At 38.4% G+C, this 13,266-nt stretch carries 13 protein-coding genes; 9 read left to right on the top strand and 4 right to left on the bottom strand.

Translation table 11 applies throughout. The annotated features are described in order from the left end of the window. Positions 1 to 254: 254 nt before the first annotated feature. Positions 255 to 806, bottom strand: coding sequence for a 1,6-anhydro-N-acetylmuramyl-L-alanine amidase AmpD (gene ampD / locus BTO23_RS00245; protein ID WP_061005747.1), 552 nt, complete (start codon positions 804 to 806; stop codon positions 255 to 257). Positions 807 to 930: 124 nt separating this feature from the next. On the opposite strand from ampD, the gene nadC reads away from it, so the two are divergent. The 8 genes from nadC (at position 931) to yacG (ending at position 8,182) form a co-directional block, all read left to right on the top strand. Beyond that, positions 931 to 1,818: a carboxylating nicotinate-nucleotide diphosphorylase gene (nadC, locus tag BTO23_RS00240; protein ID WP_061005744.1), complete on the top strand. Its 888-nt coding sequence runs from the start codon at positions 931 to 933 to the stop codon at positions 1,816 to 1,818. Between the two features lie 340 nt (positions 1,819 to 2,158). Beyond that, positions 2,159 to 2,638 (top strand): pilin, encoded by a 480-nt coding sequence (locus tag BTO23_RS00235; protein WP_105062770.1) that lies wholly within the window; start codon positions 2,159 to 2,161, stop codon positions 2,636 to 2,638. Beyond that, positions 2,638 to 4,329: a type IV-A pilus assembly ATPase PilB gene (gene pilB / locus BTO23_RS00230; protein ID WP_105062769.1), complete on the top strand. Its 1,692-nt coding sequence runs from the start codon at positions 2,638 to 2,640 to the stop codon at positions 4,327 to 4,329. Before BTO23_RS00235 ends, pilB begins: the two co-directional genes overlap by 1 nt. 21 nt (positions 4,330 to 4,350) lie before the next feature. Then, a complete protein-coding gene (locus BTO23_RS00225) occupies positions 4,351 to 5,589 on the top strand; it encodes a type II secretion system F family protein (protein ID WP_061037445.1) in 1,239 nt (412 codons plus the stop codon). A 104-nt stretch (positions 5,590 to 5,693) separates the two neighbouring features. Next, complete coding sequence (locus BTO23_RS00220; protein ID WP_061030642.1) at positions 5,694 to 6,581, top strand: prepilin peptidase; 888 nt, start codon at positions 5,694 to 5,696, stop codon at positions 6,579 to 6,581. Then, a complete protein-coding gene (gene coaE, locus BTO23_RS00215) occupies positions 6,578 to 7,201 on the top strand; it encodes a dephospho-CoA kinase (RefSeq protein ID WP_061005735.1) in 624 nt (207 codons plus the stop codon). The genes BTO23_RS00220 and coaE overlap by 4 nt, the downstream gene beginning before the upstream one ends. 5 nt (positions 7,202 to 7,206) lie before the next feature. Continuing rightward, positions 7,207 to 7,953 carry a cell division protein ZapD gene (zapD, locus tag BTO23_RS00210; protein ID WP_105062768.1) on the top strand — a complete coding sequence of 249 codons (747 nt, stop codon included), beginning with the start codon at positions 7,207 to 7,209 and terminating at the stop codon, positions 7,951 to 7,953. 7 nt (positions 7,954 to 7,960) lie between these two features. Continuing rightward, complete coding sequence (yacG, locus tag BTO23_RS00205; RefSeq protein WP_060994103.1) at positions 7,961 to 8,182, top strand: DNA gyrase inhibitor YacG; 222 nt, start codon at positions 7,961 to 7,963, stop codon at positions 8,180 to 8,182. Positions 8,183 to 8,256: 74 nt separating this feature from the next. Here the strand turns inward: yacG and mutT are convergent, their stop codons facing one another. Both mutT and secA read right to left on the bottom strand, forming a co-directional pair. Then, positions 8,257 to 8,655: an 8-oxo-dGTP diphosphatase MutT gene (mutT, locus tag BTO23_RS00200; RefSeq protein WP_061005731.1), complete on the bottom strand. Its 399-nt coding sequence runs from the start codon at positions 8,653 to 8,655 to the stop codon at positions 8,257 to 8,259. Between the two features lie 86 nt (positions 8,656 to 8,741). Further along, positions 8,742 to 11,465, bottom strand: coding sequence for a preprotein translocase subunit SecA (gene secA, locus BTO23_RS00195; RefSeq protein WP_061030626.1), 2,724 nt, complete (start codon positions 11,463 to 11,465; stop codon positions 8,742 to 8,744). Positions 11,466 to 11,797: 332 nt separating this feature from the next. Here secA and BTO23_RS00190 point away from each other — a divergent pair, with 332 nt between their 5' ends. After that, a complete protein-coding gene (locus tag BTO23_RS00190) occupies positions 11,798 to 12,268 on the top strand; it encodes a DUF721 domain-containing protein (RefSeq protein ID WP_245922063.1) in 471 nt (156 codons plus the stop codon). 55 nt (positions 12,269 to 12,323) lie between these two features. Here BTO23_RS00190 and lpxC read toward each other — a convergent pair whose 3' ends face one another. Beyond that, complete coding sequence (gene lpxC / locus BTO23_RS00185; RefSeq protein WP_060994100.1) at positions 12,324 to 13,241, bottom strand: UDP-3-O-acyl-N-acetylglucosamine deacetylase; 918 nt, start codon at positions 13,239 to 13,241, stop codon at positions 12,324 to 12,326. Between the last annotated feature and the right edge of the window lie 25 nt (positions 13,242 to 13,266).

The raw sequence follows: 13,266 nt of genomic DNA, 5'->3' as shown, positions 1-13,266 counted from the left end.
ACATTACCGTGAGTCATTCGTCACTTTAAATAATTGGTAATACCAATTTTATTTGAGGTGCAAGTTATCATGAAAAAAGGGAATTTGTCTAGATAAAAGTTGATTTGAATCATGGAATGGAGTTGATTTACATTGTTAATTAACAATACGCTCACACAATAAAAACAATTGGTCTGACCAATTCAATCTATAAGCAGAGATTAATGTGCCAAAATTAAGAAATCAAAGCACATAAATTTTAAGGCTAACCTCTTCTATTTCCTTAACTTATGGAACTTTTCCCAGTGAAATGATAACCCCGGATCTGTTTTCCTTAGCGGGGCAATGTACTGATGACCAGTGATACGCTTATCAACAATCAATGGGTAAGCGTCTTGTAGCACGTTTGTTACAACAGCTAAACTATCATATTGTTTTTGAGTATAAGCAGTAAAATCAGTCCCTTCCAACTCAATTCCGATACTATAGTCATTGCATCGCGTACGTCCTGCAAAGGATGATTCCCCTGCATGCCAAGCTCTTGCGTTAAAAGGAACAAATTGCACAACTGAACCATCACGTCGGATCAAGCAATGCGCCGATACTCGAAATTGGTGGATCACTTTAAAGAATGGATGTTCATCTGGATTTAATGTGCCCGTAAATAACTGTTCAATATAAGAACCACCAAATTGTCCTGGCGGTAGACTGATGTTATGCACCACAAGTAAAGAGATATCTTTATCATCAGGACGATCATCATAAAATGGTGATACCACGTGCTTTGCTTCATTAAGCCAATGATCTGTTGATAAAGTGAATTTCATCATCTATTCCTATGTCAATTAAAGTAACTTATGCAACTTGTATGTATCTTATGATGAAATTCTGCTCTAGCGCGAGTATTATTGTCACCATAAATCTATTTCAAATAATTCAATGGACCTCACCATGATCAAAACCCATGACAGCGCCTCTCGTCTTGAATATTTAAAACAACAGCTTCCAACCGAAATTACTCGTGCCGTTTCAGATACGTTACGTGAAGATTTAGGTGGAACTCTCGATGTAAGTACGGACATTACCGCAAGCTTAATCGCAGAAGAAACGCAATCTGTTGCAACAATCATCACGCGTGAACATGGTGTGTTTTGTGGGAAGATGTGGGCCGATGAAGTATTCAAACAACTGGGTGGCACAGTCTCTATTGAATGGCATGTAGAAGATGGCGATAAGGTTGAACCAAACCAAACACTTTGTACCTTAACTGGCCCTGCTCGCACGTTGTTAACGGGTGAGCGCAATGCAATGAATTTTATTCAAACTTTATCAGGCTGCTCTACCATCACAGCAACCTATGCTGAAAAAATTGCACATACAAAATGTCGTCTGCTTGATACTCGTAAAACAATCCCTGGTTTACGCAGTGCATTAAAATATGCAGTGGCGTGTGGCGGTGGTTTTAATCATCGTATTGGGGTTTTTGATGCTTACTTAATTAAAGAAAATCACATTATTGCCTGTGGCGGTATTGAAAAAGCAATTGCTACAGCGAAAGAACTTAACCCTGGTAAACCTGTTGAAGTAGAAACGGAAAGCCTAGAAGAGCTACAACAAGCGATTGATGCTGGTGCTGACATTATTATGTTAGATAACTTTACTACCGATATGATGCGCGAAGCGGTGAAACTAAATGCAGGTCGTGCTGCACTAGAAAACTCAGGTAATGTCACTTTAGATACGATTGCAGAGTTTGCAGAAACGGGGGTTGATTATATCTCTGTAGGCGCTCTAACTAAGCATCTTACTGCAATGGATTTATCAATGCGTTTTAAGTAACCGCTATCTAACTGATTAAAAAGGCTGACATTACGTTGGCCTTTTTTATTTCTTTGTACATAATCCCCCATAAATAACTTTGACTAACCCCACACTACACAACTTCAATATAGTTAATTAACTCTTTGTTTCTAAATTAAGAATTGCGATCAAACATAAACTAAAAAATGTCATAACTTGAAGTTTATCGTATTTGATTTTGAAAATTTCATTGCCAACATAATAAAGTGATGCCTCACTCGAACCTTCTCTTTTTCTCTCTGCACGCTCTTTTTATTCGATTTATTATTTTACACATCAAATAAAACATGAATCAGTCTGATTCATCTTGGAGAGAAAAATGAAACAACGTCAAGGACAGAAAGGCTTTACCTTAATTGAATTAATGATTGTAGTTGCAGTGATTGGAGTATTGTCAGCAGTAGCTATTCCTCAATACCAAAAATACGTAGCTAAAGCTGAAGTAGCCTCTGCTTTAATTACTCTATCAGGCCTAAAAACTAATGTAGAAGCTCATACAGTAGAAAATGGAAAATTTCCAGTTGTTGGTACTCATGAAGATCTTGGGGCACCTATAGGCATGCAGCTTGGGGATATAGCCTTTGTAGATCAAGGAACAGGAGTTAGTGGTGCTAGTGGTGCTATCACATTTACATTCAAAACATCAGCAAGCGCAAGTGTAAGCTCTTTAATATCCGGAAAAAGTTTTTCATTAACCAGAAATAATAGTGGTACTTGGGGCTGTAAAGCGTCAGATACAAACGGCGTTAATGAAGATTTACTTCCTAAAAACTGTAAGACAAAGACAACTGCAGAATAATGCACACCAACCTAGCTTCAATCTTGCGTCAGGCTGAACTCATCAGCTCGGCGCAAGAAATTACCATTATCGAACACGTACAATCAGGGGCACACACCGTGCCTTCTGCGCTTTTGGCTGAGCATATTTTCAGCCCTGACGAACTCGTCAGCCATCTTGCTCACATCTTTGGTTTAGATGTCATTAATATTACCCACTATGACTATGCCGATTGTTGTCAAAAGTTGGGCTTACGCGATCTGATCACTAAGTACCAAGCGCTGCCTATTTCTAACGACGGTTGCAATATTCAACTCGCTGTCAGCGATCCAAGCATCGCCCAAGTTGAAGATGATTTTCGCTTTACCACAGGTAAACAAATTACTCTCGTTTTAGCTGACCAAGGTCAACTTGAAGCAGCAGTACGTCGCCTGTATGGACGCAGTATTTCAACCTCTGATTCGTCGCACCGTAAAGACATCACTCAAGATGAGCTCGCCTCATTAGTTGATGTATCACTTGATGAAATGACCTCTACCGAAGATCTTAGTCAAGATGATGCCCCAGTTACCCGCTTTATTAACCAAATTCTTTTAGAAGCCGTCCGCAAAGGTGTCTCTGATATTCATTTTGAGCCTTATGAAGAAACCTATCGAGTCCGTTTTCGTTGTGATGGGATCTTAGTAGAGAACAGTTCACCTTCTTCACATTTAAGTCGTCGCCTTTCTGCTCGCTTAAAGATCATGGCTAAACTTGATATCGCAGAGCGTCGTTTACCACAAGATGGTCGTATAAAACTCAAATTGAACAGTGATATATCGATAGATATGCGAGTTTCTTCCCTTCCCACGTTATGGGGAGAAAAAATCGTTTTACGTTTATTAGACAGCAGTGCCGCAAGTTTAGATATTGATAAATTAGGCTACAACGACAAACAAAAAGAGCTTTATCTTAACGCATTAAAACGCCCTCAAGGGATGATATTAATGACTGGCCCAACAGGCAGTGGTAAAACCGTCTCTCTCTATTCTGGTTTGAACATTTTAAATACCACAGAAAAAAACATATCCACCGCTGAAGATCCGGTAGAAATAAATCTTAATGGGGTAAACCAAGTACAAGTCTCCCCTAAAATCGGGTTTACTTTCGCCCATGCCCTGCGTTCTTTTTTACGACAAGATCCAGACATCGTCATGGTCGGTGAAATTCGAGATCTCGAAACGGCAGAAATCGCAGTAAAAGCGGCACAAACTGGGCACTTAGTGCTTTCGACCCTCCATACCAATTCAGCAGCAGAAACCGTAGTTCGCTTAGGTAATATGGGGATAGAAAACTTCAACCTTGCCTCTTCCCTTAGTTTAATTATCGCCCAACGCTTAGCGAGAAGACTTTGCCCTCACTGTAAAGAAGTTGACCCTCTTAGTTCAGAAACACGAGAAGAATATGGTATCGATTTATTAAGTACTATTTTTAAAGCTCGGCTTGAGGGCTGTAATGAATGTACTCATGGTTACTCTGGCCGTATCGGTATTTATGAAGTCATGCCCTTTACGCGTGAATTATCAATCGCCATCCTTAAAGGAGCGACAGTAAGACAAATTGAACAACTCGCCATCAAACAAGGTATGGACAACCTAGTTACATCCGGCATTAAACGACTTGAAGATGGCACAACGAGCTTACAAGAACTCACTCGTGTTCTTTATTTTTAATTCTTAAGTAAGTAACCTCTCATGCTAAAACCAAAAACTAAAATAAAAACACTTACCCTACACAACTTTCAATGGCGTGGAATCAATAGCACTGGAAAAAAAGTATCAGGGAAAATCCTTGCACTTACTGAGGTCGAAGTCAGAGCAAAACTCAATGAACAAAGCATTCAAATAAAGAAAATTAAAAAACGTAAGATTTCTAGCTTTGAAAAAATGAAGCACGCCGTTAAACGAAAAGACATCACTCTTTTCACTCGCCAGTTAGCAACAATGCTTGGTGCAGGTGTACCCATAGTGCAATCATTACAGCTCATCGCTGAAAACAATATTAAAGCCGAAATGAAATCCATACTTGGTCAGGTCTGTTTATCAATAGAGGCTGGAACCCAACTTTCAAAAGCACTCTCTACCAGTTGCTCACTCTTTGATTCTTTTTATATTGATTTAGTGGCGACAGGAGAAGAGACCGGGAGTTTATCGCATGCATTTGCTCGTTTAGCTGAATACAGAGAAAAAAGTGAGGCATTGCGAGCAAAAGTAGTCAAAGCAATGATCTACCCTACGATGGTTTTTTTAATCGCTATTGCAGTGACTGTTTTAATGCTTATGTTTGTTATTCCTGAATTTGAAGCCATTTTTAAAGGGTTTGGCGCAGCACTACCTTGGTTTACTCAACAAGTCGTCAATGCTTCCCATTTTTTACAAAATTATGGATTCTGGATTTTATTAATGTTGATGCTTGCTTCTCTATCCCTGCATTTATTAAAAAAGAAATCTTACCATTTTCGATTTATGCTCAACCGACGAAGTCTGCAACTGCCTATTATCGGTACTGTATTATCTAAAGCCGCTATTGCGAAATTTAGTCGAACTCTCGCCACCAGTTTTAGCTCAGGGTTACCTATTTTACATAGCTTACAAACCACGAGTAAAACCGCAGGTAATCTTTACTACCAAGAAGCTATACTATCGGTACAACAAAACACTGCCGCAGGAATGCCTCTTTATTTAGCAATGCGACACACTCAAGCCTTTCCTGAGATGGTATTGCAAATGGTCATGATTGGTGAAGAATCAGGTCAATTGGATGACATGCTTAATAAGATTGCTTTTGTCTATGAAGACGAAGTTGATAATACCGTCGATAATTTAGGGAAAATCCTTGAGCCCTTTATTATTCTTTTTTTAGGGGTCATGATTGGTGGTCTAGTGGTCTCTATGTATCTTCCTATTTTCAACTTAATGAATGTTATTGGATAAACTTAACTCTATTTTATCCGGAAATACTTGCTCCTATCTACTTCATGTAGATGAACTCTGATAAAATCAATGCATTAAATTATAATGATATCGGATGCATTTACATGGCTGTTTTTGATTACTACCCTTGGCTTTTTCCACTCTTTGCAACTCTCTTTGGTTTACTTGTGGGTAGCTTTCTCAATGTTGTTATTTATCGCTTACCGATAATGATGGAAAAAGAATGGAAAAAAGAGTGCATCGATTGTTTTCCTGACTTACAGCCTCAAAAAAACGCATCTGAAAAAGAAGAAACATTCAATTTAAGTGTCCCTCGCTCTCGCTGCCCAAAATGTAATACACAAATTAAATTCTACGATAATATTCCCGTAATTAGCTGGTTATTATTAAAGGGTAAATGCCGACAATGCAGTAACCCAATTAGTTTTAGATACCCAGCTATTGAACTATTATCTGGCGCTATGTGTTTCGCCGTATCTTATTTCTTGCCCTTCTCTTATTTTGCAATTGCAGCGGTTTTATTTACCCTAGTACTCATTGCTCTTACCTTCATTGATATTGATACCATGTTGCTTCCTGACCAGATCACATTGCCGCTCTTATGGGCCGGAATATATCTCGCTTTAGTTGGTTGGAGTTCAGTCTCTTTAATAGATTCTGTTATTGGTGCGATGGCAGGCTATCTGATCTTATGGTCCATCTATTGGGGCTTTAAACTTATAACGGGTAAAGAAGGTATGGGGTATGGCGACTTCAAATTATTAGCCGCTCTTGGGGCTTGGCTTGGCTGGCAACAATTACCTTTACTTGTTCTACTCTCTTCCGTTGTCGGTGCTATTATTGGTATAGCAATGCTCCGCGCTCAAAAAAATGGCTTTGATAAAGCCATTCCATTTGGTCCGTATCTCGCCATTGCTGGTTGGATATGCCTTTTATGGGGTCATGAAATCAGCCATTGGTACTTTACCTCGATTTTAGGATTCCCAGTATGAGTTATGTTATCGCGATCACTGGTGGAATTGGCAGTGGAAAAACTACGGTTGCCGATACCTTTTATAAAAATCACAACATAGACCTTGTTGATGCCGATGTTATTGCCCGTGAAGTCGTTGAACCAAACACCATTGGATTAACTAAAATTATCGAACATTTTGGCAAATCGATTTTATTAGAAAATGGATATTTAAATAGATCAGAATTACGACAACGTATTTTCTCAAGTCCAGATGAGAAAAAATGGCTCAATGACCTACTACATCCTTTAATTAGAGAAGAGATGCTGCGCCAACTGTCTTTAGCTCAATCAGAGTATGTAATACTTGTTGTTCCTCTTTTAGTTGAAAATCAATTGCAATATTTAGCAAATCGCATTCTTGTTGTTGATGTTTTGGAGCAAACTCAAATTAATCGAACCGTTAATCGTGATAAAGTAAATCAAGAGCAAGTAAAAGCGATCCTCGCTTCACAAGCTTCACGAGCAGAGCGACTAGCCATTGCTGATGACATTATTAAGAATGATCACAATATTCATGACTTGGACAATGAAATAGCTCTGCTACATAATAAATATCTGCTATTGTCTCAAGAATCGATAAATGAAGAGAATCAATAACGACTATGAATGGATTGGGCATGCAAAAATTTGAACACCCTTTAAATGAAAGGACTCGAATTTATTTACGAATAGAATCTCTATTTCGTAAGCTTGGGCATTCTGCAGATTTAACTCAACCATTTGAATACCAAGTTTTCTTTAGCTCCCTTTTTAATATGCTCGATATTCTAGAGCAAGTTCAAGTTAAAGCTGACTTAGGCAAAGATTTAGAAAAGCTTCGTTTACAATACCGAGCTTGGATGGATATTGAAGGTGTTGATCAATCTGCTTTGCTTTCAGTATTAGAGCAAATTAGTCAAGTTCATCATAATTTAATGCAAACGACTCGTCCTGGTCACTCTTTAAAAGAAGATCGCTTTTTATCTGCATTAAAACAACGCTTTTTTATCCCCGGTGGTGATTGTTGTTTTGATCTTCCTGCCTTACACCACTGGTTACATCTTCCTTTAGAAGTGAGATGCAGAAATACTCATAATTGGATGTCTCAACTACTTTCTCTTTCAGATGCATTATCACTATGGTTACGATTAACAAGAGAAACGGCACGCTTTGAACCACAAATTGCACGCAATGGTTTTATGCAAAGTGAGATGGAAAATGCGAATCTATTACGTTTAGAAATCCCAATTGGTAATGGTGTTTATCCAATGATCTCTGGGCATAAAAGTCGTTTTGCGTTACGCTTTATGTCTTTCGAAACCAATAAGAATTGTGAAAAAGACATTGAGTTTATGCTTGCTGTCTGCTGAGGAAAACATGTCAGAATCAAATAACGAACAACCTATAATTAAACCAACTATCGTTAAATGTCCAACTTGCCAATCTGCTGTTATATGGAATACAGAAAGTCCATTTCGCCCATTCTGCAGTAAAAAATGTCAAATGATTGATTTCGGTGAGTGGGCTGATGAAGAAAAATCAATTCCAGGCGCACCTGACATGTCAGATTCTGATGGTTGGTCTGAAGATCAATACTAATAAAAATCAAAGTAATAAAAAAGCGATCATCATGATCGCTTTTTTTATGCTTATTTATTGATACCAGATTACTACTAATTAAATTGCTCTACGACTTTATTTAATACAGGTATATTCGCTTCTGGAAACTCATACTTTTTAAGCTCGGAAATTGATACCCACAAGCCTTTTTGGCCTTCTTTCCCATAAGGTTGATTATCAAATTGAGTTACAGTAAAAAAATCAAAATAAAGCGATTTATCAGGGTAATCATGAGATAAAGATTCAAATAAATGAAGTTCAGTTGAGTTAATGCCAACCTCTTCATTAAGCTCTCTTATTAATGCTTGCTCTGCACTTTCTTCAGCTTCGACTTTACCACCAGGGAACTCCCAAAAACCACCTTTATGTGCTTTATCAGGACGTTTAGTAATAAATACTTTATCCTGTTTAGGATTCAAAATAATCGCTGCGACAATATGTAATCGTTTCATCAATAATCTTACCTACAATAAGTTTTAGTTATAAAAAAACCGCTAAAAATAGCGGCTTTCTATTAATTATAAACAGTCTATATCAACTAGATTTTTCCGTGACACTGCTTGTATTTTTTACCTGAACCGCATGGGCATGACTCATTTCGTCCAACCTTACGTTCATCACGTACTACAGGAGTATGGCCATCTTCTGATGTTTCACCATCATCTAATTGACTCTCTGCATTCTGATGTTGTAATTGTTGGCGACGAGCTGCTGCTTCCGCTTGCTGAAGGCGTTTTTCTTCCATACGTTCAACATCTTCTTGCTGCTGTACACGCACTTTACTTAAAATCGAAACAACATCAAACTTCAAGGTATCAAGTAGGCCTTCAAATAGCTCAAAAGACTCACGCTTGTACTCTTGTTTTGGGTTCTTCTGAGCATAGCCACGTAAATGAATACCTTGACGAAGGTGATCCATTGCTGCTAAATGCTCTTTCCATAAACCATCAAGCGTTTGTAGCATAACGGCTTTCTCAAAGTTACGCAGAACAGATTCGCCAACAGACTCTTCTTTGTCTTTGTATACTTGAATTGCCGTTTCGATAATTTTTTCACGTAAGTTATCTTCGTGAAGTTTATCATCGCTATCTAACCATTCTTGAACTGGAATATCTAAATCAAAATCAGCACGTAGACGTGTAGTTAGTCCTTCAACATCCCACATCTCTTCTAGAGATTGAGGCGGAATGTATTGACCAAATAGACCTTCAAGTACATCTTGACGGTTATGTGCAATCATGTCGCTAATGTCATCAACATTCATTAGTTCATCACGTAACTCATAAACCACTTTACGTTGGTCATTAGCTACATCATCATACTCAAGAAGTTGTTTACGAATATCAAAGTTACGACCTTCAACCTTACGTTGTGCGTTTTCAATGGCTTTAGTTACCCATGGATGCTCAATTGCTTCACCTTCTTCCATACCTAACTTCTTCATCATGTTAGACACACGATCTGAAGCGAAAATACGCATCAATGCATCTTCCATTGATAAGTAGAAACGAGAGGAACCAGCATCACCTTGTCGACCAGCACGACCACGTAATTGATTATCAATACGACGTGATTCATGACGCTCTGTACCAATAATATGAAGACCACCAGCAGCAAGTACTGCATCGTGAGCTTCTTTCCACTTAGCTTTCGCTGCTTGAATTTGCTCTTCAGTCGGCTCGTTTATTTTAGCAAGTTCTGCCTGCCAGCTACCGCCAAGTACGATATCCGTACCACGACCAGCCATGTTAGTAGCAATAGTTACTGCACTTGATGTACCGGCATTTTCAACAATCTCAGCTTCTTTTTCATGAAATTTCGCATTAAGTACATTGTGCTTAATTTTTGCTTTTTTCAATGCATTTGAAAGTAGCTCTGATTTTTCAATCGAAACCGTACCAACCAATACTGGCTGACCACGTTCAGAACACCCTTTAATGTCTTCAATGATAGCTGCAAATTTTTCTGCCTCTGTCATATAGACTAAATCACCCATATCATTACGAGTCATTGGACGGTTAGTTGGAATTACTACCGTATCAAGACCATAAATAGATTGGAATTCAAATGCTTCTGTATCCGCTGTACCTGTCATACCTGATAGTTTGTCGTATAAACGGAAAAAGTTTTGGAAAGTGATAGATGCTAAAGTTTGGTTCTCGTTCTGAATTTTAACACCTTCTTTTGCTTCAACAGCTTGGTGTAAACCTTCAGACCAACGACGCCCTGGCATTGTACGGCCAGTATGCTCATCAACGATAATAACTTCATCGTCTTTTACAATATAATCTACGTCTTTTTCAAACAATACATGCGCACGTAATGCGGCATTAATATGATGAAGTAAACTGATATTGGCAGGAGAATATAAAGTATCATCCGCCTCCATTAAGCCTTCATCTTTTAGTAATTGCTCAACAAACTCTTGGCCATTTTCAGTCAAGTGAGTTTGTTTTCCTTTTTCATCTAATGTGTAGTGACCTTCACCACGGTATTCTTCACTGTCTTCTTCATCTTGTTTAACAAGTTGAGGAATCAATGTATTAATTCGAGTATAAAGTTCTGAGCTATCTTCTGCAGGACCTGAAATGATAAGAGGGGTACGAGCTTCATCGATTAAGATTGAATCCACTTCATCGATCACGGCAAAATAGCGTTCACGTTGAACACGGTCTTCAGCACGGAAAGCCATGTTGTCACGTAAGTAATCAAAACCAAACTCATTATTTGTGCCATATAGAATATCGCATAAATACGCTTGTTTTTTCTCTTGAGGTGGCATATTTGGTACGTTAATACCAACGGTCATGCCTAGGAATTCAAATAATTCACGGTTTGTTTCTGCATCACGTTTTGCAAGGTAATCATTCACAGTTACAACGTGAACGCCTTTACCGGTTAATGCGTTTAAATAACATGGTAATGTTGCTGTTAGTGTTTTACCTTCACCAGTACGCATCTCTGCAATTTGGCTGTCATTCAATACCATACCGCCAATCATTTGAACATCAAAATGACGCATGCCATATAGACGCTTAGATGCTTCACGAACCGTTGCAAAGGCTTCTGGTAATAAACTATCTAAATCTTCACCTTGCTCTAAACGTGCACGGAACTCGATTGTTTTCGCTTTTAATTCTTCGTCTTGTAATGATTCGAATTGTGGTTCGAGTTTATTAATTTGATCTACGATTTTACGTAGCTTACGTAATGTACGATCATTACGGCTACCGATAACTTTTGTTAGAATTTTAGAAAACATGATTCCGTTGCTTCTCTTATCTCTATGATCATTTCTGATCGGTTTATCTGAAATGTGAATCAATCACCTAGAGAAATTACTCTAAGAAAAAAACTTCTTTATATACTTACCTTATGGGGATTCGACTTTGATTTTTCAAGGCCTATCATGATTGTTGTGTTGCTAGTCATCATAAGTAATAATTAGGAAAGTATAAGCGATAATGCGAAGCAATCCTAAGCTAAATCCGTAGAGTTTGATTTCAATTCTGAAAAATTCAGATCTAATTGGCATTTATGACTTTTTCTTTGGTGTTAGCCTATTAAATAGCACTCTATATGTGAGAATTACTAATGATGCGAGACCACAGACCGCAACCTGCGAATGATTTTTTTAATAATACTCGCTTCAAAGATCTTCAAGAAAAAGCGATTATTTTATCTAAACTATCTCAAGTATTAAAAGATTCATTACCTACGGGATGTGAAGATCATTGCCGCGTGGCAAATTATCGCCAAGGATCCTTAGTGATCGAAGTATCTAGCAGTGTGTGGGCGACGCGAATTAACTATGAAAGACTAGCTATTTTATCTGCTTTCCGCCGCCACGGTTTACCCGGTTTATCTAACTTAGAAATCAAGATCAACCCTGATCTCGCTCGATCTTTTGTTGGTGAAAAGCCGGCAGTCTATAAATCAGAAAAACAAGCAAAGCGAGAACTCTCAGCAGCAGCTGCAAGCGCACTAGAAATGGTGGCAGAAACGGCCTCACCAAAGCTAAAAAAACGATTAGAAAGTTTAGCTGCTTTGGCAAATAAAAAATAGAACAGGTACAAAAAAGCCAAGCGAACTGCTTGGCTTTTTTTAATTTGATGATGGGTTAGGCAAGAACCATTCCTGGCTGCATAAATGCAACTGGTGATTCTTGTTCATCTTCAATGGTTGTCCACTCCCATGCTTCTTGATCAGCAAGAACAGCACGAAGTAACTGATTATTCAAAGCGTGACCTGATTTATAAGCACTTAACTCACCTAAGATACTGTGACCACACATATATAGGTCGCCGACAGCATCTAGTACTTTATGCGTTACAAATTCATTATCAAAACGTAATCCGTCTTCGTTAAGAATACGGTAATCATCTAGTACGATTGCACAATCAAAACTACCACCTAGACATAGGTTTTGTGATTGTAAGTACTCAATATCACGCATAAACCCGAAAGTACGAGCTCGAGAGATATCTTTGATGAACGATTGGCTTGAAAAATCAAACACTAATCTTTGGTCATCTGATTCAATCGCTGGATGATTGAAGTCGATAGTAAAATCTAAGCGGAAACCGTTATAAGGACGAATTTCTGCCCATTTATCACCATCTTCAATGCGAACAGGTTTCTTAATACGAATGAATTTCTTCGCTGTATTAAGCTCTTCAATACCCGCAGATTGTAAAAGATAAACAAAAGGACTTGCACTGCCATCCATAATTGGAATTTCAGGTGCATCAACTTCAATAACCACGTTATCAATGCCCATGCCTGCTAAAGCAGCATTCAAGTGTTCAACCGTTGAGATTCTGACGCCTTCATCATTAACTAACGCTGTACATAGCATCGTATCGCGCACTGACTCTGGATCCGCAGGAAAATCTACTGGCGGATTAAGGTCTGTACGACGATAAATTACACCTGTATTTGATGCTGCAGGACGAAGAGTAAGCGTGACTTTACGGCCTGAGTGTAAACCCACGCCTGTCATTTGTACGATACTTTTCAGTGTACGTTGTCTGATCATATGCTCATCTCAACTATAAATATGC

The sequence above is a fragment of the Aliivibrio sifiae genome (genome assembly GCF_002954715.1).
Taxonomy (GTDB): Bacteria; Pseudomonadota; Gammaproteobacteria; order Enterobacterales; family Vibrionaceae; genus Aliivibrio; species Aliivibrio sifiae.
The sequence above is the reverse complement of the archived record's forward strand: the minus strand, read 5'-3'. Positions and strand labels throughout refer to the sequence as shown.